This is a genomic window from Nonomuraea fastidiosa (assembly GCF_042751225.1).
GTDB classification, from domain to species: domain Bacteria; phylum Actinomycetota; class Actinomycetes; order Streptosporangiales; family Streptosporangiaceae; genus Nonomuraea; species Nonomuraea fastidiosa.
Window position 1 is genome coordinate 5321301 of record NZ_CP170570.1, and the last position, 22097, is coordinate 5343397.

16 protein-coding genes are annotated in these 22097 nt (G+C 72.5%); 6 read left to right on the forward strand and 10 right to left on the reverse strand.

All coding sequences use genetic code 11. The annotated features are described in order from the left end of the window. From ACFMQL_RS24750 to ACFMQL_RS24760, 3 genes are all read right to left on the reverse strand, one after another. Positions 1 to 2325, reverse strand: coding sequence for a pectinesterase family protein (locus tag ACFMQL_RS24750; protein WP_378787217.1), 2325 nt, complete (start codon positions 2323 to 2325; stop codon positions 1 to 3). A gap of 329 nt (positions 2326 to 2654) precedes the next feature. After that, on the reverse strand, positions 2655 to 7124 hold the full coding sequence (locus ACFMQL_RS24755; RefSeq protein WP_378790206.1) for a hypothetical protein: 4470 nt from the start codon (positions 7122 to 7124) through the stop codon (positions 2655 to 2657). A 199-nt stretch (positions 7125 to 7323) separates the two neighbouring features. Next, entirely contained in the window at positions 7324 to 8604 is a 1281-nt protein-coding gene (locus ACFMQL_RS24760) for a C39 family peptidase (RefSeq protein ID WP_364056631.1), read from the reverse strand. Between the two features lie 183 nt (positions 8605 to 8787). Here ACFMQL_RS24760 and ACFMQL_RS24765 point away from each other — a divergent pair, with 183 nt between their 5' ends. Beyond that, entirely contained in the window at positions 8788 to 9441 is a 654-nt protein-coding gene (locus ACFMQL_RS24765; protein WP_378787219.1) for an adenylate kinase family protein, read from the forward strand. A gap of 110 nt (positions 9442 to 9551) precedes the next feature. After that, entirely contained in the window at positions 9552 to 11084 is a 1533-nt protein-coding gene (locus ACFMQL_RS24770; protein WP_378787221.1) for a hypothetical protein, read from the forward strand. Between the two features lie 17 nt (positions 11085 to 11101). On the opposite strand, the gene ACFMQL_RS24775 is transcribed toward ACFMQL_RS24770, so the two are convergent. Continuing rightward, the gene (locus tag ACFMQL_RS24775) at positions 11102 to 11548 is read right to left on the reverse strand and encodes an Lrp/AsnC family transcriptional regulator (protein WP_364056622.1); all 447 of its coding nucleotides are present in this window, start codon (positions 11546 to 11548) and stop codon (positions 11102 to 11104) included. Positions 11549 to 11720: 172 nt separating this feature from the next. Between ACFMQL_RS24775 and ACFMQL_RS24780 the strand changes: the two genes are divergently transcribed. Continuing rightward, positions 11721 to 15068: an indolepyruvate ferredoxin oxidoreductase family protein gene (locus tag ACFMQL_RS24780; RefSeq protein WP_378787224.1), complete on the forward strand. Its 3348-nt coding sequence runs from the start codon at positions 11721 to 11723 to the stop codon at positions 15066 to 15068. 21 nt (positions 15069 to 15089) lie between these two features. Next, complete coding sequence (locus tag ACFMQL_RS24785) at positions 15090 to 16229, forward strand: acyl-CoA dehydrogenase family protein (RefSeq protein ID WP_364056616.1); 1140 nt, start codon at positions 15090 to 15092, stop codon at positions 16227 to 16229. Here the strand turns inward: ACFMQL_RS24785 and ACFMQL_RS24790 are convergent. From ACFMQL_RS24790 to ACFMQL_RS24805, 4 genes are read right to left on the reverse strand one after another with little or no spacing between them, the layout of a single operon-like run. Further along, positions 16207 to 16692 carry an ABC transporter transmembrane domain-containing protein gene (locus tag ACFMQL_RS24790; protein WP_364056613.1) on the reverse strand — a complete coding sequence of 162 codons (486 nt, stop codon included), beginning with the start codon at positions 16690 to 16692 and terminating at the stop codon, positions 16207 to 16209. The genes ACFMQL_RS24785 and ACFMQL_RS24790 overlap by 23 nt on opposite strands. Beyond that, positions 16689 to 17432: an ABC transporter ATP-binding protein gene (locus ACFMQL_RS24795; protein WP_378787227.1), complete on the reverse strand. Its 744-nt coding sequence runs from the start codon at positions 17430 to 17432 to the stop codon at positions 16689 to 16691. The genes ACFMQL_RS24790 and ACFMQL_RS24795 overlap by 4 nt, the downstream gene beginning before the upstream one ends. After that, positions 17429 to 18466, reverse strand: coding sequence for an iron ABC transporter permease (locus ACFMQL_RS24800; RefSeq protein ID WP_364056607.1), 1038 nt, complete (start codon positions 18464 to 18466; stop codon positions 17429 to 17431). The genes ACFMQL_RS24795 and ACFMQL_RS24800 overlap by 4 nt, the downstream gene beginning before the upstream one ends. Before the next feature lie 59 nt (positions 18467 to 18525). Continuing rightward, positions 18526 to 19593, reverse strand: coding sequence for an ABC transporter substrate-binding protein (locus ACFMQL_RS24805; protein ID WP_378787229.1), 1068 nt, complete (start codon positions 19591 to 19593; stop codon positions 18526 to 18528). A 14-nt stretch (positions 19594 to 19607) separates the two neighbouring features. On the opposite strand from ACFMQL_RS24805, the gene ACFMQL_RS24810 reads away from it, so the two are divergent. Continuing rightward, the gene (locus ACFMQL_RS24810) at positions 19608 to 19862 is read left to right on the forward strand and encodes a hypothetical protein (RefSeq protein WP_378787231.1); all 255 of its coding nucleotides are present in this window, start codon (positions 19608 to 19610) and stop codon (positions 19860 to 19862) included. A 146-nt stretch (positions 19863 to 20008) separates the two neighbouring features. On the opposite strand, the gene ACFMQL_RS24815 is transcribed toward ACFMQL_RS24810, so the two are convergent. Both ACFMQL_RS24815 and ACFMQL_RS24820 read right to left on the reverse strand, forming a co-directional pair. Continuing rightward, the gene (locus tag ACFMQL_RS24815) at positions 20009 to 20611 is read right to left on the reverse strand and encodes a superoxide dismutase (protein ID WP_364056600.1); all 603 of its coding nucleotides are present in this window, start codon (positions 20609 to 20611) and stop codon (positions 20009 to 20011) included. A 365-nt stretch (positions 20612 to 20976) separates the two neighbouring features. Beyond that, positions 20977 to 21249, reverse strand: a complete 273-nt coding sequence (locus ACFMQL_RS24820; RefSeq protein WP_364056597.1) for a hypothetical protein — start codon at positions 21247 to 21249, stop codon at positions 20977 to 20979. A 268-nt stretch (positions 21250 to 21517) separates the two neighbouring features. Here ACFMQL_RS24820 and ACFMQL_RS24825 point away from each other — a divergent pair, with 268 nt between their 5' ends. After that, a complete protein-coding gene (locus ACFMQL_RS24825) occupies positions 21518 to 22078 on the forward strand; it encodes an NADAR family protein (RefSeq protein ID WP_364056594.1) in 561 nt (186 codons plus the stop codon). Positions 22079 to 22097 lie beyond the last annotated feature (19 nt).

A 22097-nucleotide genomic window follows, 5' to 3' on the forward strand; every position in this document is an offset into this window, starting at 1 on the left:
TCAGGCTAGGCCAGGAACGCCCTGTTCACAGGCTCTGAGGGTGGGCGTGATACTCCCACCCTCAGAGCCGATCATTGGGGGTTCACAGGCGGTGGCCGGCGCCCGCGCCCGCCGGCACCAGACCCCGCAGTGCGTTCGCCGGGTGCATGCGCGGAGCCGGCGGGTCCAGCCGACGTCGCGGCCGAGCGTGGCGCCGGTGGCGGCCTCGTACGCGGCCACCACGTCCACCGTCCGCCCGTTCACCAGGTTGCCCTTGGCGGTGATGGCCGTGCCGCCGAACACGCTGAGCACCTTGTCAGCGGCGATGCCGTCGAACGCGTTCGCCTCGGCGTAGACCTTGGAGCCCACGCCTACGCCGATGCTGTACGCGTGCGTGTCGCCGCCCCGGTAGTAGTTGTTGTAGACGTGCACGCGTCCCCACCGCACCCGGGGCGTGCGCTGCCCGAGGCCCTCGAAGTAGTTGTGGTGCAGGGTGACGCGCAGCTTGTCCTGCTCGTCGTAGCGTGCCGGATCGTCGGTGTTGCCGATCAGCGTCACCTTGTCGTGGCCGCTGAGATGGTTCCACGACATCGTGACGAGGTCGGATCCGCGTACGACGTCGAGCAGCCCGTCGTGCACCTGGTACGGCCGGCCGAAGTAGCGCGGCTGCCCGGAGTCGGGGTTGTCGCCGTCGTTCAGCGTGTTGTGGTCGAGCCACACGTGGGTCGAGCCGGACACCTCGACGTTGTCGAAGGAGGCGTTCCAGTTGCCCTCCTCGCCGTCGGTCGGGTCCCACTGCGGGAAGCAGTCGGCGGTGTCGGTGATGGTGAGGTTGCGGACGATCACGTTGTCGGCGTTCGTGATGCGCAGGCCGAAGCTCTTCAGCGCGGCGTCGCGTCCCAGGCCGATGATCGTGACATTGGAACCGACGGTGATCGTGACGTGCTCGGCCATCTTCGCGTACGACGCCCGGCGCGCATCCTCAAGCGGCCCCGACGGCACCCGGTCGCGGCCCCACACCTCCGGGTCGTAGGCCGCCAGGTAGGCCTCCAGGCTGTAGCCGTCCACGGCGTAGTCGTCGCAGGTCAGCGGGTTGCCCGCGGCGTCGGTGTCGGCGTCGATCGCGCCCCTGACGTACACGATCTTCGGGGTGTTGTCGGCGGGGTCGCCGAGCGCGGCGATGAGCTGCGCCCGGTTCGTGACGACGTGCACGTCCTCGGGACGGGCGGCCGAGCCGCCGGTGGTGCCGGTCGTGGCCGCCGCCCAGCCGTCGCCCTTGGGCAGCACCTCGCGGCCCGGCTCTGGCCTGGGCTCGGGGCTCGGCCGGCGGACCGGGTTCCAGCCGTCGCGGCCCGCCAGGTAGCGCTCAGGCGTGTACTTCGCGGCCTCACGCGGGTCGAGCTGCGGGCGGTCGTCGTTGACGGTGGCACCGGGGCCGTGATTGCGGTACTCGGACAGGCGGGCGTCCCGCCAGTTCAGGCCCGACATGTCGGTCCACGGCGCGTCCTTGAACTGCTGGCCGAGCCACGACTCGCGCACCAGCACCTGCCCGCGTGCCGTGGTCGAGCCGCCCGCCGGCCACGGGCGGCCCAGATGGAAGGTGCGGGCCGGCGCGTTGCTGGTCAGGTGGCTGCGGTAGATGAGGAAGCCGTACGGGTTGGTGATCTCGGTGCTGGCGGCGGTCACGTAGCCGTTGTTGTCGGAGCTGCCCCGGCTCAGCGCCTTGATGACGCAGCGGTCGAACACCGCCGTCGCGCGGCCGAAGATGAAGTCCACGTCGCCCTCGACGTAGCAGTTGTGGAAGTACTGGCGGGCGACGGTCGTGGCGGACGGGGTGTTGGCGTACAGCGTGTCCTGGTTGCCGAGGAACCTGACGTTGTCGTAGACCTGCCGGTCGCCGGTCGTCCTGACCGCGACGGCCTGGCTGTTGCCGTTCGCGGCCTCGTCGTAGGCGTTCTCGAAGGTGAGGTTGCGGGCGGTGAAGTCGGGGGCCTCGATCGTGTACGACGCGCTGCCCGACGTGCCGTACGTGCCGGAGCCGTCCGGCTTCGGCGTGCCGGCCGACACGTCGTACGTGAGCACCACGTCGCGCGGGTCCTTGGTGTCGCCGGCCAGCGTGATGTACGGCTTGTCGGCCGGGATGACGACCTTCTGCCGGTAGGTGCCCTTGCGGACCAGGATCGTGACCGGCCGCCGGTTGCCGGAGGGCACGGCGTCCACGGCGTCCTGCACGGTCGTGTAGTCGCCTGAGCCGTCGGCGGCGACCACGATCGTGGACCTGCCAGCGGTCGCGGCGGTGGCGGGGGAGAGGGGGGTGAGAGCGGCGATCACCGTCAGGGCGATCAATGGGGGGAGTGACGGAAGTCGCATGGCGCAACCTCGGGACGTGCGGCAATCGTTTGCATGAAACGTTCGCCGAAAGCCCTCACTTCGTCAATGGCCTGCAGTGAAACTGCACTTCCGAGGCGAAGTTGCAGCAACAAGCGATTGCAACCGCTTCTTGAGGGGGCGGAGGCGTGTCCGGGCGCCGCTCCTCATGAGGGCGGAGGCGAGGACAGGCGGGCGCTTCTCGGGGGCGTCAGGTGCGTCCGGGCAGCCGCTTGTCAGGGGCGGGGAGGGTGCGTCCGGGCGGGCGTTTCTCAGGGGCGGGGAGGGTGCGTCCGGGCGGGCGCTTGTCAGGGGCACGGAGGCGTGTACGGGCGGCCGGGGAAGTGGCGGTCCCACTCGGCGCGGGTGATCGACGTGCCGGCCTCTTCGCAGATCCGCGCGCTCGCCTGCTCCACGTTCAGCCCATGAAGCTGTACGGCGCTGCCCGACGCGCCGGCCAGCACGGTGCCGTCGGGTCCCGGCACGGCGTCGCGCACCGGCCGCGAGCCCGCGAACACCGCCCAGAGCGCCGGAGCGGACGGATCGACCACGTCCCACACGCGTACGGTCCGGTCGTCGGAGGCCGTGACAAGCCTGCGGTCGTCGGCCGCGAACGCCACGCTCACCACGTCGGCGGCGTGGCCGGTCAGCTCCGACAGGCGGCGCGGGTTCGCGGTGTCGGAGACGTCCCACAGCCGGACCGTGCCGTCAGACGACGCGGTGGCCAGCGTCGCGCCGTCGCCGCTGAACCGCAGGCCGAGCACCTCGCCGGTGTGCGCGGTGAACGTGGCGACCGAGCGCGGGCGGGCCGGCTTGGAGACGTCCCAGAGCCGAACGGACGAGGTGCCCGAGCCAGTCGCCACGAGCTTGCCGTCCGGGCGGAACGCGGCGGCGGTCAGCCGGATCTCGGCGGGGCCGAGGTAGGCGAGGCGGGCGGGCGCGGCGGGAGATTCGACGTTCCACAGGGCCGCGCGGCCGTCGGACGAGGTCGTCAGCACCGTACGCTCGTCCGCCCCGAACGCGGCCGAACGGATGCCGCCGGTGATCGTGCCGAGCGGCTTGGGCGCCTCCGGCGATGAGACGTCCCAGAGACGGGCGGTGCCGTCCCGCGAAGCGGTCACCAGGTGGTCGTCGTCGGGGCTGAACGCCGCCGTCAGCACCGCCTCGGTGTGGCCGGTGAGCGTGGAGTGCGGGACGGCGGCCGCCGGGTCGGAGAGGTCCCACAGCCGGATCGTGTCGTCGTCGGACGCGCTGGCCAGCACGGTGCCGCCCTTGGAGATCGCCACCGCGTTCACCTCGCCGGTGTGCCGCGCCAGGCGGGCGCGGGGGGTGAGGCGGGCGGCGTCGGCGACGTTCCACAGGCGGGCGATCCCGTCGGCACCCGAGGTGGCCAGGTGCCGCCCGTCGGGGCTGAACGCCACCCCCGTCACCGCGTCGGGAGACCCGGCCAGAGTCCCCACCATCTCCGGCGCCGCCGGGTCGTCCAGGCTCCACAGCCGGACGTCGGCGTCCGCCGAGGCGGCGGCGAGCAGCGTGCCGTCGGGGCTGAACGCGACGTCGTGCACCGCCGCGCCGCTGCCCTTGGCGGTGCCCGACTGCTCGGCGGCGGCGACGTCCCACAGCTCGATCGTGCCGGTCGCCGAGGCCGCCGCCAGCGTGCGGCCGTCGGGGGAGAACGCGAGCCCGCGCAGGCCGCCGTGCGTCGAGGTCAGGATCGCCAGCGTGACCGGCGTCGAGGGGCTGCGTACGTCGAGGATCGTGATCGTGCCCGCGGCGGTGGCCAGCGCGGCCGTGCGGCCGTCGGGGCTGAAGACCGCCCCGGTGAAGTCGGCGTCCTGGCGGACGACCGACAGCTCCTCGGCTTTGCGGGGGTTTGTCACGTTCCACAGCCGGGCCGTGCCGTCGGGGGAGGCGGTGATCAAGACGTCGCCCTCCGGCGCGAACGCCACCGAGCCGACCGGCTCCTTGTGGCCTTCGAGCGTGGCCAGCGGGCGCGGGCTCGCGGTGTCGGAGACGTCCCAGAGCCGGGCCGTGCCGTCGGCCGACCCCGTCGCCAGCACCTTCCCGCCCTTGGCGAACGCCGCCGCGCGCACTCCGCCGATGTGGCCGCCCACCACGCCCAGCGCCTGGGGACGCAGCGGGTCCGCGATGTTCCACAGCCGGGCGGTGAAGTCGCCGGACGCGGTCACGGCCACGCGGCCGTCGGGACGGAAGACCACCTGCTCGATTGGGGCGGTGTGGCCGATCAGCCGCGCCCCGATCGGACGCGAGAGCGAGCCGAGCAGCGCGCCGCGCGCCTCCGGCGTCGGCGACAGGCGGTAGGCCGCGAGCGCGAGCTGGGAGCCGAGCGAGGTGTCGCCCGCGCGGCTCGCCGCCGCCGCGACCTCGCGGGACAGCGCCTCGTCGCGCATCCTCGCCGCCTCCATGGCCCGCGCGTCGGCCCGGCCGCCCTGCACCACCGCCACCACGCCGCCCGCCGCCCCGACCAGGACGAGGAGGGAGAGCGCGGCGATGGTGCCGCGGGCGATCAGCCTCCTGCGGTCCTGGCGGCGGCGCGAGGCCACCAGGAACTCCCGCTCGATAGGGCTCGCATCACGGACGTCCCGTGCGTCCTGGCCGGCCTCCGGCACGCCCTCCCCGGCCCGCCGCACGTCCTCTTCGGCCCACTGCGCGAGCGCGTCCGCCCCGGCCTTTCGCGTCCGCCGCGCCGCGCTTTCCGCCCGTCGCGCCGTCTCACGGCGGCCGGCTTGCGCGAGGCCGACGACGGTCTCCGCCGTGGCGAGGCGGTCACCGGCGTACAGGTACGACGGGTTCCTGCCGTCCTCCCGCCACAGGGCGGCGTCCTCCGCCAGCCGCCCCCGTACGAGCAGCCGCGCCCGCCGCGCCTCCGCCCAGCTCGCCAGCCGGGGCCAGGCCCGCACCAGCGCCTCGTGGACGAGCCGCGCCTCGTCGCGCTCCACGGTGACCAGCCGCGCCCTGACCAGCTCGGCCAGCACCTGCCCCGCCACCGACTCGGGCCCCGGGCTCAGCTCGGCCACCGGCACCCGCCTGGGCAGCGCGCCCGCCTGCTCGTCCACGAAGACGAGACGTTCGAGCAGCCCGCGCGCCACCGGCTCGAACTCCGCGCCGAGCCCCCGCAGCGTCTCCTCGCCGCTCATCGCGATCGCCCGCGCGACCCCGCCGGCCGCGCGGTAGCCCTCCATGGTGAGCACCCCGCCGGTACGCCGCCGCCAGGTGGCCAGCAGCGCCTGCGACAGCTTCGGCAACGGGTCCTCATCGACCCGGCGCAGATCGTCCAGGATCAGCTCGACCAGCCCCGGTTCGACGGCGAGCCCGGCCCGCGCGGCCGGCTCCTCGATGACCCTGCGCACCCCGGCGGGCGACAGCGGCGGCACGACCTCCGGCCGCCGCAGCGCCTGGAGCAGCCCCGGGTAGGCCGCGCAGCGCGCGAAGAAGTCACCGCGTACCGCGATCACCACCGCCGCCGACCCGGACAGCTCGGCCAGCGCCGCGACGAACCGCCGCCGCGCCGTCTCGTCGCCGCACGCGGTGAACACCTCTTCGAACTGGTCGACCACCACCAGCGTGGGTCCGGGCAGCCCGCGACGGGCCGCGGCGGGGTCGGACTCGATGATCGCGCGCAGGCGTACGGGATCGGCGCCGCTCAGCGCGGCCAGCTCGGCGGCCAGCGCCGCCGTCGGCTCGGCACCGGGGGTCAGCGCGATGCACCGCCCCACCTCGTCCCTCAGTGCGGGCAGCAGCCCCGCGCGCAGCAACGACGTCTTGCCGCACCCCGAAGGGCCGGTGAGCACGAGCGGCCCCGCGCCGTCGAACGCCTGCGCGCCGAGCACCATCGGCGGCCGGGCCGCCCGCAGCGCCTGACGGACGCGCGCGACCAGCGACCGCGTCGCCTCCTCACGCCCGGCGAACACCCCGGCGTGCTCGGCCCCGTACGCGGCCAGCCCCCGGTAAGGGCTGCCGGGGTCGCCGGGCGTGGCCACCGGCCGCTGCCGGACCCGGGGCGCCGCGTGGGCCGGGTTGACGGCCAGCGGCGGCAGCTCCTCCAGCTCGATCGCCTCCCGCCGGGGACGCGGGAACCCGGCGGCGGGCAGCGACCGGGCCAGGCGGTGGTGCACGTGGTCGAGCGTGAACGCGGCAGGCCCCTCAGGATCGCCCTCGTGCAGCAGCCGCAGCAGCCCGCCGCTGAGCGCGGTGTGCCGCACGCCGGGCAGCGCCCACGAGTTGGGCTCCTTGCTCGTCGCGGCCAGCACGTACGCCCCCGGCCAGGCCAGCGACTGCTCCATGAGCTTGGCGGGCACCGGCCGCCCGCCGCCGCTGAAGCAGCAGTCGAGCACCACGACCGCGAGCCCGGCCCGCGACCCGGCCATGATCCGCCGCACCAGCGCGTACGGCAGCGCCTGATAGCCCGCCGTGCCCTCCGACAGGTCGGCGGTGGCGCCGGTGGCGAGGTAGAGCTCGTCGCCCGGCCCGAACAGGGCATGGCCGACGAAGTGGAACATCAGCACGCTCGTCGCCTCGCGCGCCGCCCGCTCCAGCGCCGTGCCCAGCTCGGCCGGACCGGCCGGGTCGAGCAGCACGTCGAGCCGATCCGGGGACAGCCCGGCCCGCTCCACCAGGCAGCGGGCGACGTCGTCGAGCGTGGCGGCCACGGCGGGCGCGTGCGGCAGCCGGGAGGCGGGCCGGTGCGTGCCCGTGCCGGCCAGCAGCACCCGGGCCCCGGCGTCGGACAGCAGCAGCGGTGGACCGTTCCATCGCATGTCGCGCACGGGCCGAGTCTTCTCGATCGTGGCTGGTTCGTCCTCGGTCATCCGGCGTTCCACCGCGCAAGGCTCGTCGAGTTCGGCGTTTGTCGGATGACAATGTACGCAGCTCCGGGGCGGCCGTCGAGGGGCACGAACACCCGCTGACCAGCAGTTATCCCCGCATATTCGGGCACATCATGACGGGCAATCTGCGTCACCAATTGGCCGGCAGCCCGGGGGTCGTGGCGGGCAGCCGGTGACCCCGCGGATGGATCACGTACGCCACCCCGCCGCTGCTCGAACCGCGCAGCCACACGTTCTCGAACGCGGCCCGCGGATAGACCCTGCGCACGGCCGCGTTGCTCGGCGACGCCGGGTCGTTGGCGATCACGTCGCCGTCCTCGGTGAAGCCGACGACCACCATGAGGTGGCCGTCCGTGCCATAGCCCGCGCCCGGCAGCTCATCCTCCTTGAACGACTGCGAGGTGATCACCGGCACGCCCGCGCTGATCAGCCGCTCCAGCTCGGTCAGCGAGCGCAGCCTGGTGACGAACCCGTCGAGGCCGTACCGGCCGGCGTACGCGGTGTTGAACGGCCAGTTGCCGGTGCCCTTGTAGGCATGGTCGTAGGTGTAGCGCGCGGCGTGATCGACCTCGGGGTTCGGGTCGGAGCCTGACACCCAGGCGGTGTCCTGCTCGCTCGGCCGGACGCCCCAATAACCCATCACCATCGTGGTCGAGGTCGGGCTGCACCACGCCTCGCCGCCGCCGTTCCACTCGGGGTAGTGGCCCTTGTGGATGTTCTGGGAGCGGCGCGGCACCGCCAGCTCCTTGCCCCACGCGCCGCCGCCGGGGCTGACCGGCACGCTCTCGCGGCGGGGCACGTTGGAGCTCATCACGCCGGACGTACGCACCCGGGGGACGACGTCCGAGCCGGGCCGCCGATAGAGGGTCAGCCGGAGCTGGTAGCCGCTGAGCGGCTTGCCGGCCGCCGCGACCAGTGTGTCCACGGCCACCTTCGCATCCGCGTCCGACTGCCCGGGCACCGAGGTGCGCAGCACGTCGCCCTCCGCATACGACCAGCGGCCCAGCGCATACCACCGGGTCAGGCCCCCGGCGTTCCTGCCCCTGGCCTGTACCTGCAGCCAGCTCCCCGGCGGCACGTCGGCCGTCCACGACGCGATCAGCTCGGTGGCCGGGAAGCCGATGGCCTGCTCAGGGCCGGTCCAGCGGGCGTACTCCCACGTCTTGGTGCCCAGCGCGTCGGTGTAGGAGACCGTGCCCGCGGCCTCCCCGAACGCCAGCCCCTCCGACGCCGTCGTGCCCTCGGCGGTGCCCGTGGTGAAGTCGGCCCGCTGGAACACCACGTCGGGCGTCGCCGCGGCCTGTCTCGCGCCCGCGGGGGCGGCGCAGGCCGCTGCCATGGCGCACGTGGACGCGAGCGACGTGAACGACAGGAACCACCGGAACGACAGGAACACGGTCAGCGCGCGCATGAACCCACCCTGCTTCGAAGGCGCTCGGCAGGGCCGACAGTATGCGCGCCGCCTGCGCAAAACCATCGGCAGATCTACGTAATCGGGCGGCACCTCGTCCCCGCACGACGGTTCGTGCGTCTCTCCGCGCATGATCGCCGATACGCGGGTGAGCATGCCTACGACAGGACGGGAGCGCTCGACATGCGGAAATACGTGATCATGGGGGTGCAGGGCAGCGGCAAGGGCACCCAGAGCGCCATGCTCGCCGGCGACCTCGACCTCGTCCACATCAGCGTCGGCGACATCTTCCGCTGGCACGTCAAGAACCACACCAAGCTCGGCGCCCAGGTACGCCGCCTCGTCGCGGCCGGCGAGCTGGTCGGCGACGACCTCGTGGAGGACGTCGTGAAGGACCGGCTCGACCTGCACGACTGGAACTACGGCTTCATCATCGACGGCTTCCCGCGCAACCGCCGCCAGGCCGAGTTCTTCCTGGAGAGCTACGACATCGACGGCGTCATCCACCTCGACCTGCCCGACGAGGAGGTGCGCAGGCGGGTACTGGCCCGGCGGCTGTGCTCGCGCTGCGGCATGGACTACAACCTCATCGCCCACCGGCCCGAGGAGGAGGGCCGCTGCGACGTGTGCGGCGGCGAGCTGGTGACCAGGCCGGACGACACCCCCGACGCGCTCGCCAGGCGGCTGGCCGACTACCACGACAAGACCGGGCCGGTGCTGGAACTGTTCCGGCGCAAGGAGTACGTGCTGACCATCGACGCCCGCGCCGACAAGCTGGAGGTGCAGCGCACCATCCGCGCCCGCTTCAACCTGCCGCCCTACCGGGGCGACGGCTAAAGAGTCGGTCATGGCGGCGCATCGTTGCGGTCGGACCGCCCCCGCGACCTGACCGGCCGGCAGGAGGATCGCCACCGGGTCGAGACAAGCGCATAGGGCGGGGGTACGACATGAGCAGGCCCGGGATCGCGGCGATCATCATTTCGCTCGCCGCGCTGGGCAGCGCCGCCTGGGCGGCGACCACGGCACTTCCTGCGAACTCCACCCCGCCTGCGATACACGCACCCGTCCCGGACGCCGACCTCTGGCCCGCCGCTGAGAAGGGCCGGTCCGCGCCCGGAGGAGCCGCCCGTGAGCCGGGCCTCGGTCCCCGGTCCGGCGCGGCCGCTCGTGAGCCGGGCTTCGGTCCCCGGTCCGGCGGGGCCGCCGGCGGCGCCGGTTTCGGTCCCGCACCCGGTTGGGCCGCTCGCGGCTCCGGCTGGGGTCGCGCACCCGGCAGCGCGGCCAAGAGCGCGCTCGGCCCGGACGGCGTCGTGCGCAGCTCCCCGTACGGACCGCTGCCCGGCCAGCCGGGCCCGCGCGGCTGGAACCAGACGTACGGACAGGACGGCGAACAGGGAGGACGGCGGGGCGGCCCGCCCGCACCCAGGCCGAGCACGTCCGGGACCCCCAAAGTGCCGGCGCACCTGCGCGTCGCCCAGGAGCTCACCCCCGACCCCGTGATCATCGGGGACGACGCGGCCTACGTCCTGACCGTCACCAACGCGGGCGTCACGGACGCCACGGGCGTCGTCGCCACCGGCCTGCTCGACCGCGACCTCACCCCGGGCCCGCTCCCCGACGGTTGCCGGCTCACCGGCCGCACGCTCACCTGCGGCGGCCCCGGCATGGCGCTCCCGGCGGGGCAGAGCGTGACGTTCGAGCTGCCGGTCACCACCGACCCGGCGCTGCGGAACGGTACGAACCTGGCCATCCGCGCCTCCGTCACCGCCCCCGACGCGACCCCCGACGAGGCCGAGCTGACGACCAGGGCGCGGGCGGTCGCGGAGGTCGAGGTACGCCAGGAGGGCGCGCCGAAGGAGGTGGGCCACGGGGAGCCGATCCCGTACCGGCTGACGGTGACCAACCACGGCCCCTCGCGAGCGGCGAACGTCTCCCTGCACCACCCGGCCGACGGCGGCCGGGCGACGATCGCGCAGCGCCCGGCGGAGTGCCCGCAGACCGGCCCCGCGCTCACCTGCCCGCTCGGCCCGCTCGCGCCGGGGGAGAGCAGGACGTACGCCTTCAGCCTGACCCCGCACGAGGCGGGCCCGCTGACGATCTGCGCGTCGGTCACCACGGGCGACGGCGAGGAGAACACCGCCGACAACCACGTCTGCGCCGACACGGTCGTGGCGGCGGCGCCGGAGCCGGAGAGCACCACGGAGGCGGAGGAGACGCCCGAGCCCACCCCCACCGCGACCCCGGAAGCGGAGCGCAAGGACGGCAAGCACGAGCACGCGGAGCAGGACGAGCACCGCCGCGAGCGCGGCAGGGACACGCCCGCCGCCGCGGGCGAGGTGCCGCCGCCCGCGCACCACGAGGCCGGGCAGCTCCCGGTGACCGGCGCGTCGGTCTGGATGCTGGGCCTGGGGGTGGCGGTGCTGCTCGCGATCGGCCTGCTCGTGCGCTCCTTCTCCCACCAGGACAGGCGCACCTCCTGACCTGCGCCCCGGAGCTTTCAGCCCAGCACGTCGCGGCTCCACGAGCCGAGGACCAGCAGGGTCTTGGTGCCCGTGACGTCCCCGGCCCTGCGCAGCCGGTCGATGACCTGCTGCAGGTGGCCGAGGTCGCGCACTCGTACGTGGATCAGCGCGTCGGGGTCGCCCGCGATCGTGAACACCTCCTGCACCTCCGGCACGTCGGTGGCGGTGCGGATGATCTCGCTGACCGGAGTGGTGCCGGGGTAGCGCAGCTCGGTGAAGGCCTCGATGCCCCAGCCGAGCTTGGCGTAGTCGATCTGCACCGAGAAGCCGGTGATCACGCCGATCTCCTTGAGCCGGTCGACCCGCCGCTTGACCGCCGCCACCGACAGGCCGATACGCTCGGCCATCTCGGAGAACGTCCTGCGCCCGTCCTCGCGCAGGAGCCGCAGCACTTGGTGATCGATCTCGTCGATCTCAGGCACGGAGTACGCCCCCTTCACGCGCAAAGAACGTCGGCTGGCAGGTCCATGAACTCATATTGTTTGCGTCTTCGGCCCGGTTTCTCGTCTAATACTTGCGCATATCATGCCCGGGTTGCTGTGCTGGGAAGCAGCGTGCCACGAGGCGAGCACGTATGAAAGCCAGGAGGTTCGCATGAGCGCGAGCGAGACTCCCACCCCCGTGTCGCTCGACGACAAGTACACGGCACTCGACGGCCGCGTGCTCATCTCGGGCATCCAGGCCCTGGTCCGCCTGACGCTGGAACAGCGCCGCCTGGACGACGAACGCGGGCTGGACACCCGCGCGTTCGTCAGCGGCTACCCTGGCTCGCCGCTGGCGGGTGTGGACCTGGAGATGGGCAGGGCGGCGAGGCACCTGGAGCCCGCCGGCGTGGTCTTCCAGCCCGGACTGAACGAGGAGCTCGCCGCCACCGCGGTGGCCGGCACGCAGCTGCTCGACCAGGTGCCGGGCCGCCGCCACGAGGGCGTGACCGGCTTCTGGTACGGCAAGAACCCCGGGCTCGACCGCGCCGCCGACGCCATCAGGCACGCCAACGTCGCCGGCACCGCCCCGCTGGGCGGCGCGGTGGCCTGGATCGGCGACGACCCCGGCTGTAAGTCGTCCACGCTGCCCAGCTCGTGCGAGCCGATGTGCCAGAGCCTGTCCATGCCGCTGCTCGCGCCCGCCACGGTCGCCGAGATCATCGAGTACGGCCTGCACGCGGTGGCCATGTCGCGGGCCAGCGGCCTGTGGGTCGGCCTGAAGATCGTGGCCGACATCGCCGACGCCTCCGCCACCGTCGACCTCGGGCCGCTGCGCGCCGGCGTGCCCGTGCCCGAGCGCGTCGCCAAGGGGCCCGCCCCCATCCTGCTCGGCCCCGCCGCGCTGGACGCCGAGCACGACATGCTCACCCGCCGCCTCGCCCTCGCCCGCGCGTACGCACGCGAGCACGGACTCAACCGTGTGACGGCCAGCGCCGGCAACACCGCGCTCGGCATCCTCGCCTCAGGAGCCACGTACGCGGCGGTCGAGCGCGCCCTGAACGACCTCGGCGTCGACGAGGCCGCCATGGACGAGCACGGCCTGCGGCTCATCAAGATCGCGATGCCGTTCCCGCTCGACCCCGCCGAGCTGGCCGAGCTGACCTCCGGCCTCACCAGGGTGCTGGTGGTCGAGGACAAGGTGCCGTTCCTCGAAGGCCAGCTCAAGCAGGCCCTGTACGGCGCCGCGCACGCCCCCGAGATCAGGGGCCGCGACCTGCTCCCCGCCAGGGGCACGCTGGGCGCCGACGACGTCGCCAAGGCGATCGCCACCTGCCTCGGCATCGAGCCGCCCCGCCGCGAGCGCCGCCGCGGCCTGCTGCCGGTTGTCGCCGCCCGCACCCCGTACTTCTGCTCCGGCTGCCCGCACAACACCTCCACCCGCACCGCCGACGGCACGCTGGTCGGCGTGGGCATCGGCTGCCACGCGATGATCGCGCTCGACGGCCACGGGCGCGGCACCCAGGTCGGCATCACGCAGATGGGCGGCGAGGGCGCCCAGTGGATCGGGCTCGCGCCGTTCACCGACGACCGGCACTTCGTGCAGAACCTCGGCGACGGCACCTACCACCACTCGGGCTCGCTGGCCATCAGGGCGGCCGTCGCGGCCGGGGTGCCGATCACGTACAAGCTGCTCTACAACGACGCGGTCGCCATGACCGGCGGCCAGCACCCGGAGGGCAAGCTCGACGTGCCGTCGCTGACGCGCGAGCTGGCCCTGGAGGGCGTGCGCAAAGTGGTGATCACCACGCCGGAGCCCGAGCGGTACCGGGGCGTCGAGCTCGCGCCGATCGCCTCCGTACGACACCGTGACGACCTGCCCGAGGTCGAGAAGGAGCTGGCCGCGGCCGGCGGGGTGACCGTGCTCATCCACGACGACCGCTGCGCCGCCGAGGAACGGCGGCTGCGCAAGCGCGGCAAGCTGCCCGCGCCCACCCAGAAGGTGCACATCAACGAGCGGGTCTGCGAGGGCTGCGGCGACTGCGGCGACGTCTCGACCTGCCTGTCGGTGCAGCCCGTCGAGACCGAGTACGGCCGCAAGACCCGCATCCACCAGGCGTCCTGCAACACCGACCTGAGCTGCCTCAAGGGCGACTGCCCGTCGTTCCTGCTGGTCGAGCCGGGCACCAAGGAGCCCAGGAAGGCGCCGGAACCGCCCGTCACCGCGCCCGAGCCGGTCGCCGCGCACGGCGACGAGACGCTCATCAGGATGCCCGGCATCGGCGGCACCGGCGTGGTCACCGTCTCGCAGATCCTCCAGATGGCCGCACACCTCGACGGGCTGCACGCCACCGGCCTCGAGCAGACCGGGCTGGCGCAGAAGGGCGGGCCCGTGGTCAGCGACGTGCGGATCGGCAAGCGGCCGCCGTCCGGGCACGTGCGCGCCTCGCAGGGCAGCGCCGACGTGCTCATCGGCTTCGACGTGCTCGGGGCGGCGGCCGACGCCACCCTCGCCGTGGCCGCGCCCGACCGTACCGTCGCCGTGCTCAACACCTCCGTGGTGCCCACCGCCGCCATGGTCACCGGACGCATCCCCGTGCCCGGCCACGCCGACGCCGTCGCCCGCGTCGCCTCCGCCACCCGCGAGCAGATCTGCGTGGACGCCCACGCGCTGTCGGAAGAGCTGTTCGACGACCACATGCCGGCCAACCTGCTGCTGCTCGGCGCCGCGTACCAGCAGGGCTGCCTGCCCGTCAGCGCCGCCTCGATCGAGCAGGCCATCAAGCTCAACCGGGCCTCCGTCGAGCAGAACCTCGCCGCGTTCCGGTGGGGGCGGGCCGCCGTGCACGACCCCGAGGCCGTGCGCAGGGCCGTGCTGCCCGAGCCCGCCGGGCCGAAGACGTTCGATGAGGTCGTGGCCGACCGCGTCGCCGACCTCACCGGCTACCAGAACGCCACCTACGCCCGTACGTACGAAGGCGACGTCCGCAGCGTCGCCGCGCTCGCCGTCGAACGCGCCGGCGAGGAGGCCGGCACCGCCATCGCCCTCGCCTACGCGCGCGGCCTGCACAAGCTGATGGCCTACAAGGACGAGTACGAGGTCGCCCGCCTCCACCTCGACCCCGCCGAGGTGGCGCGGCGCGAGCGCGAGTTCGGCAAGGACGCCAAGGTCACCGTGCTGCTCCACCCGCCCGTGCTGCGCGCGATGGGCATGAAGCGCAAGATCAAGGTGGGCCGCTCGGCCGGAGTGCTCTTCCGCGGCCTGCGCGCCGCCAGGGTGCTGCGGGGGACCGCGTTCGACGTGTTCGGCAAGGCCGAGGTGCGCCGGGTCGAGCGGGCGCTCATCGGCGAATACCGCGGGCTCGTACGTACCGCGCTCGACCGCCTCACCCCCGAGACCGCCTCCGTCGTCGAGGAGATCGCCGGGCTGCCCGACCTCATCCGGGGGTACGAGGACATCAAGCTCGCCAGGGTCGCAGAGTTCCGCGAGCGCGCCCAGAAAGCGCTGGACAATCTCTAAAGCCGTCCTTAGGGAGTCACCGTGACCGTCGAACGCCTGCTGCCGGACCAGGACGCCGAAGACCTCATCGAGCTGACCCGCGACATCGCAGACAAGGAGCTGGCCCGCAGGGTCGACGAGCACGAACGCTCCGAGACCTACCCTGAAGGGCTCTTCGCCACCCTGGGCGCCGCCGGGCTCCTCGGCCTGCCCTACCCCGAGGAGTACGGCGGGGGCGCGCAGCCGTACGAGGTGTACCTTCAGGTCGTGGAGGAGCTGGCGGCCCGCTGGGCGGCCGTCGCCGTCGCCGTCAGCGTGCACACCCTGGCCTGCTACACCGTCTTCACCTACGGCACCCCCGAGCAGCGCGAACGGTGGCTGCCCCGCATGCTCGCCGGCGAGCTCATCGGCGGCTACAGCCTCTCGGAGCCGCAAGCGGGCTCCGACGCGGGCGCGCTGTCCTGCCGCGCCGAACGCGTCGCCGACGGCTACCGCATCACCGGCAACAAGGCGTGGATCACCCACGGCGGCATCGCCGACTTCTACGCGCTCTTCGCCCGCACCGGCTCCGGCTCGCGCGGCGTCTCCTGCTTCCTCGCCCCCGGCGCCGCCGACGGCCTCACCTTCGGCAAGCCCGAGGAGAAGATGGGCCTGCACGCGGTGCCCACCACGAGCGCCCACTGGGACGGCGTCCTGCTGGAGGCCGACCGCCTCATCGGCGAGGAAGGCCAGGGCCTGCAGATCGCCTTCAGCGCCCTCGACTCCGGCCGCCTCGGCATCGCCGCCTGCGCCACCGGCCTCGCCCAGGCCGCCCTCGACGAGGCCGTCGCCTACGCCAAGGAACGCCGGACGTTCGGCAAGCGCATCATCGACCACCAGGGGCTAGGGTTCCTGCTGGCCGACATGGCGGCGGCCGTGGACAGCGCCCGCGCCACCTACCTCGACGCCGCCCGCCGCCGCGACGCCGGCCTTCCCTACGGCCGCCACGCCTCCGTCGCGAAGCTGGTCGCGACGGACGCCGCGATGAAGGTGACGACGGACGCGGTGCAGGTGTTCGGCGGGTACGGGTACACGCGGGAGTTCCGGGTGGAGCGGTACATGCGCGAGGCGAAGATCATGCAGATCTTCGAAGGCACCAACCAGATCCAGCGCCTGGTGATCAGCCGGGATCTGGCGAAGTAGCGATGGTCGCCGGCCGCGCTGCGGCGGTCACGGCGACGGCGCCCACGATGGAGGCGATCACCTGGGGCAGGAACCGGCCGATGTAGGCGTCGAGGGTCTCGATGCCGTCGACCAGCGTGGTCTGCGCCGCCCCGGTGCGCCCGCGCTGGGCGTGCGCGGGGCCGAGCCGCAGCAGCTTCGCGGTCAGGCGGCGGCGCAGCTCGGTCGTGACCGCGGCCGAGGCGCGCAGCGCGACGGATTCGCGCACCGCGAGCACGGCGCTGCGGACGAGCTGCAACACGACGACGCCGGCCACGAACCAGACGATCGAGCCCGCGTCCCGGCCGGCGAAGATCCGGGCCAGGGCCTGGGCGACGAGGACGCCCTGGCCGACGTAGGTGGCGGTGACGGACAGCAGCAACAGCACGAGTCCCGCCAGGCGCCACCGGACGGACGGTGACGGGGCCAGCAGCCGGGGGATCACTGCTCCTCCTTGAGCCGCTCGAAGACGAGCTGGGTACGGCGCACGGCGCGCACGCCGTACACCTCGGAGATCAGCTCGGGGGTGAGGACCTGATCGGGCGGGCCGCCGGCGACGATGCGGCCGGCGCTCATCACGTACAGGCGGTCGCAGAAGGCCGCGGCCTGGTTGAGGTCGTGCAGGACGGCCAGGGTGGCGACGCCGAGCTCGCGCACCAGGTGCAGCAGTTCGAGCTGGTGGCGGATGTCCAGGTGCGAGGTCGGCTCATCCAGCAGCAGCAGGCGGGTCTGCTGGGCGAGGGCGCGGGCGAGCAGCACGCGCTGCTTCTCCCCGCCGGACAGCGTGGCGAAGATCCGGCCCGCGGCGCCGGCCATGCCGACGCGGTCCAGCGCCCGAGCGCACAGCTCCTCGTCGGCACGAGGATCGGCCGGGTAGGGGGTGCGGCCCATGGCGACGATCTCCGCCACGGTGAAGTCCAGGTCGGGCGGGGTCTCCTGGGCGACGACGGCGGTGCGCCGGGCGGCCTGGCGGGCGGGCAGCCGGTGTACGTCGTCGCCGTCCACCGTGATGAGTCCGGCCGTGGGGCGCAGGGCCCGGTAGATCGAGCGCAGCAGGGTGGACTTGCCGCAGCCGTTCGGCCCGACCAGGGCGACGAACTCACCGTCGTCCACCACCAGGTCTGCCTCGCGCACGATCGGAGTGCCGTCGAGGGCGACGGACAGGCCGCGCAGATCGAGCTTCATGAGACGTTCACCGCCCGGTCCGCCGAGCGGCGGCGCAGCAGCCACAGGAAGAACGGCACGCCGAACAGCGCGGTGACGATGCTGAGCGCGAGCTCCTGCGGCGCGTTGACGGTGCGCGCGGCGATGTCGACGAGCTGCAGGAAGACCGCGCCGAGCAGGGCGGTGACGGGCAGCACGCGCCGGTGGTCGGCGCCCACCAGCAGCCGGGCGGCGTGGGGCACGATCAGGCCGACGAACGCGATGGCGCCGCTGGTCGCCACCATGACGCCGACCAGCAGCGAGGTCAGCACGAACAGGCTCAGGCGCAACCGGTTGACGTTCACCCCGAGCGAGACGGCCGTCTCCTCGCCGGCGGCCAGCGCGTTCAGCCGGCGGTGCTGCATCAGCAGGTACGCCACCCCGACGGCCAGCACGACGGCCGGCAGCGGCAGCATCGGCCAGCGGGCCCCGCCGAGGCTGCCCATCAGCCAGAACAGCACTTGCTGGGCGGCCCGCCCGCTCTGCGCGAGCTGCAGCACGAAGCTGTAGGCGGCCTGGAACAGGTACGCCAGCGCCACGCCGGACAGCACCAGCCTGGCCGCGGTGAGCCGGCCGGAGCGCTGGGCCAGCGCGTACACCAGGCCCAGGGCCAGCAGGGAGCCGAGGAACGCCGCGGCCGACAGCGACAGCCCGCCCAGCGCGGAGGCACCCAGGATCAGCACGACCACCGCGCCGAATGAGGCGCCGGAGGAGACGCCGAGCAGGAAGGGGTCGGCCAGCGGGTTGCGGACCAATGCCTGCAGCACCGCCCCCACGACCGCCAGACCGGCTCCGACGAGCAACGCCAGCAGGGCGCGTGGCAGCCGGAACTCCCACACGATCTGCTCCTGCACCGGGGTCCAGGTGCGCGGCACCACGCCGGGGACGATGTGATCGGCCACGATGCCCCACGCCTGGGGCAGGGCGACGTGCACCGCGCCGATGCTCACCGCCAGCCAGGTCGAGGCGACGACCGCGGCGACGAGGGCGACGATGAGCAGGAGAAACCGGCTCATGGGGCGGCGGCGCCCGGGAACGAGTCCGGCGGGTGCCGGGTTCTGCCGGAGCGTGCTGGTCACTGGGCGAAGGCGTCCGGGTGCAGGAACCGGGCGATGTCGGTGATCGCCAGGATGTTGCGGTAGCCGGGATGCTGGGCCGCGACCGGAAGGGCCAGGTAGCGCTTGTTCTTGGCGGCCGGGCTGTTCCTGACGATGGCGAAGGCTTCCTCCGCCTTGGCCTGCGAAGTGGGCATGTCCTCACCGCGCAGCGTGGCGTAGTCGCTGACCAGGATGGCCTCGGGCTCGGAGGCGCTGATCTGTTCGGCGCTGACCTCGGTGTAGTCGCCCTTGACGTCCTTGAGGACGTTCTCCCCTCCTGCCGCGACGATCATCTGGTTGGTGATCCCGGAACCGCCGAAGGCGTTGACGGGGCCTTCGCCGCCGTCGGTGGCGAGCACCTTGACCGGAGTGCGGCCCTCCACGCGCTTCTTGACATCGGCCAGCTCGCCCTGCAGCTCGCTGATGAGCGCTTCGGCACGGTCGGAGACGCCGAAGATCTTGCCGAGGTTGCGCAGGTCGTCGAAGGTGTCGTCGAGGGTGAACGTGAGCACCTCCTCGGGACTGCACCATCCGCCCAGGATGTAGACGGGCGAGCCGGCGGCGTCCAGCTCTTCCACGGTGGCGTAGCCGCCGGCGGCGTCGAAGCCGGCCATCGAATTGTCCAGGACGAAGTCGGCGCCCTGGGCGAGCATGATCTCCTTCTGCGGCAACATGATCGTCGGTGAGATCTCTTGGATCTTGTCGTACTGCTCCTTCTGGCCGGGCAGGAACGCGCTCTCGGAGAAGTTCGTACGCCCGGCGATCCGATCGCCCAGCCCGAGCGCGAGCAGCGTCTCCAGCGCCGGATGGTAACCGGTGACGACCTTGGACGGCGGCCGGTCGAACGTCAGCTTGCGCCCGCAGTTCTCCACCGTCACCGGGAAGCCGGGAGCCGCCTGCTCGGTCACCTGCGCACTGCCCTCCGTGGAGGGCTGGGAGCAGGCCGTCGTCAGCGTGAGAGCCGTGACCAGGACGAGCAGTCTGCTGGTGATCCGTCCACCGCGTCCGGTGCGGTGCCTGGCATGGGTATGGGGCGGGCGGCTCATGCGGTGTGTCTCCCGTGGCGCTCGACAACAGAGGTGATCGAGAGCCTCATTCTGCACATTATGTGCAATTGCCAGCAAGTGGCATCAAGGTGATGTACGCCTCTGTGCTGGACAAATCTCACGCCGGCATCGCCGTTCCGGACAGGGTGCCGCCAGGCCTGCGGGCCGTGATCGGCCTGGCTTCGGTTCCCGGGCGCATCGCCACCGCCCGCCAGCCGCGCCTCGCGATACAAGCCGAGCGCCGCGTCGGCACGCGTGTGGGTGAGTGAAGACCCGGCCGGCCACTTCGGCCACGCCGGCCGGGAAGGCATCCGCCTCGTCCGGTGGGACGAGGCGGATGCTCACGGAAGCGACGCCTGCCCGGCCTTGCGGACCAAGCTGTGACCGGGCGGACGTCGCCGGCATGGGGGATGCGTCAGGCGCCGCGGGCGGCGTCGTAACGGGCGATGACGTCGTTCCAGTTGATGAGGTCCCACAGCTTCTCCACGTAGTCCGGGCGGACGTTGCGGTACTGCAGGTAGTAGGCGTGCTCCCAGGCGTCGAAGACGAGCAGCGGGGTGGTGTTCATGCCGACGTTGCCGTGGTGGTCGTAGACCTGCTCGACCACCAGACGACGGCCGACCGGCTCCCAGGCCAGCACGCCCCAGCCCGAGCCCTGCACGGTGGTGGTGGCGGTGGTGAGCTGCTTCTTGAACGCCTCGAACGAGCCGAAGTGCTCGTCGATCGCCGCCGCCAGATCGCCGTCAGGGCGGTCGCCGCCGTCGGGCGACAGGTTCTGCCAGAAGATGCTGTGCAGCACGTGGCCCGACAGGTTGAACGCGAACGTCTTCTCCAGCCCGACCAGCCCGCCGAACTCGCCCTTCTCGCGGGCCTCCGCCAGCCGCTCCAAGGTGTCGTTGGCGCCCTTGACGTAGGCGGCGTGGTGCTTGGCGTGGTGCAGCTCCAGGATCTCGCCGGTGATCGCGGGCTCCAGCGCCGCGTAGTCGTACGGCATGTCCGGGAGGGTGTACTGCCCCATGAGCTATCTCCCCAAGTATGTAGTTGCGTATTGTTTGCAATAACAATAGATCAGCAACTAGCGAATGTCCCGGGCAACGTGCCGACAACCGCGGCGACTTCCGCTCATCAGCCTGTGCCAGGGCGTTGCACGGGATCATCGACGACGCTCTGAAGAAGTTTCCGCCACAACGGCAGGTGGCCGGGAGGTCAGTATCAGCGGAGGTTTATCCCCTGCTGGCGTACGTGCCGCTCAGGCCGAAATCCATGGAGGAGGTGTCGTCGGTGGGTGGGGAAACGGTCGCTGGCGCGGCCAGGGGGATGCGCAGGGGAGTACGAACCCGGTACCTGACCCGGGTCACCCATCGGTGACGGGAGCCGGAGGGGTCAGATCTTCTTGACGAGGATCGTGCCGGGGACGAGCCTTTCCAGGTCGCCTGGGTCCGAGGTGAGGACGGTGACCTGTCCCTTCTGACGTCGTGCGATGACGGCGAGCACGGCAGCGATCACGTGCTTGTGGCCGTGGAGCTTGGCGTCGGACAGGAGCCGGCGCGCCTCGCGGGCCTCGTCCTTGCCCACTTCGGCGACGTTGACCCGGGAGAGCACCCAGTCCCAGCGCTGCTCGGTGATCCTCCCGTCGTACGCCTCGACCACCGTCATCGGCGACGTCACCACCTCTGCGTGGCCGCGGGGCGAGGTCTGGCCACGTGATCATCTACCGGTCGCCCCGTATGGAGAGGGACAGCGCCTCGCTGTCGAGCACGAAGACGCGCAGCGGCGGATTCCTCCGCCCGCCGGTCCGTCTGCGCACGCGGCCTCTTCCGGGGTGCCCTTCCGGCGGGCGGGGCAGCGTTCGTGCACGCTCCCGGTACCGGACGAGCGGAAAGCGGTTGGCGGTGACCTGTGGGGATTTGGGATGGTTGGGGGTATGGCGGAAGTGGTGCGGGATGTGCAGGGGTTGGTCGAGGCCGTCCGGCGGGGGGAGCGGGTCAGGTACCTGAAGTTCTGGGGGCATCGGCCGCCGCGGTCCGGTGGGGTGGGAGCCGGGTGCCTGTCGCAGTGGTGGCCGGCGGAGTTCGTGGTGGACGGGGTCACGTACGCGACCGCTGAGCACTTCATGATGGCGGGGAAGGCGCGGCTGTTCGGGGATGAGGAGACGGCGAGCGCCATCGTCGCGGCCGCGCATCCCAAGCAGGCCAAGGATCTCGGGCGGCTTGTACGGGGCTTCGACGAGGAGAAGTGGGCGGCGGCCCGGTTCGACATCGTGGTACAGGGCAATCTCGCCAAGTTCGGGCAGAATCCCGAGCTCAGGGAGTTTCTGCTGGGGACCGGTGAGCGGGTGCTGGTGGAGGCCAGTCCCGTGGATCGGATCTGGGGGATCGGGTTGGCGGCCGATGACGAGCGGGCCGAGCAGCCGGAGATGTGGCAGGGGCTCAATCTGCTCGGGTTCGCCCTGATGGAGGTTCGCGACACGCTTCGGCGGTCGTGACAAACCCATCGGGCCGGTC